The 379-nt window shown below is 62.8% G+C and carries 1 protein-coding gene; it reads left to right on the top strand.

What is annotated here, in order from left to right; all coding sequences use genetic code 11:
• Positions 1-83: 83 nt before the first annotated feature.
• Positions 84-379, top strand: a 296-nt coding sequence (locus EN852_RS35225; protein ID WP_135879628.1) for a GNAT family N-acetyltransferase, incomplete at its 3' end; no start/stop codon positions are given.

Below are 379 nucleotides of genomic sequence, written 5' to 3'. Positions count from 1 at the left end.
GTCCCTAACACGATCCTCGTCCGGAAAAGGCGACGGATCCTTGGTTGGCTCCGACCGCGCGCCTCGCTAGCAGGAAGCTTGCCATGAAGCCCAGAATCGCCCGCCCCGACGATCTCTGCGCCATTGTCGCTGTAACCACGACGGCCTATGACCCCTACACCGCCCTGCTCGGCGCGCCGCCGATCCCTGTGACCGAGGACTACAAGCCGCGCATCGAGCGCGGCGAGATCTGGCTTCTGGAAGAAGGCGCCGAACTGGCAGGGCTGATTGTCCTCGAACGGCATCCCGACCACGCGCTTATCTTCAGCGTCGCCGTCGCGCCGGCTTTCGAGGGCAGAAAACTCGGTATCAAATTGCTCGATTTCGCCGAGTATCAAGC

The organism is Mesorhizobium sp. M2E.F.Ca.ET.209.01.1.1 (genome assembly GCF_004010375.2).
Classification (GTDB): Bacteria; Pseudomonadota; Alphaproteobacteria; order Rhizobiales; family Rhizobiaceae; genus Mesorhizobium.
Note: the sequence above shows the minus strand (reverse complement) of the source record. Positions and strands in the feature narration are given on the sequence as shown.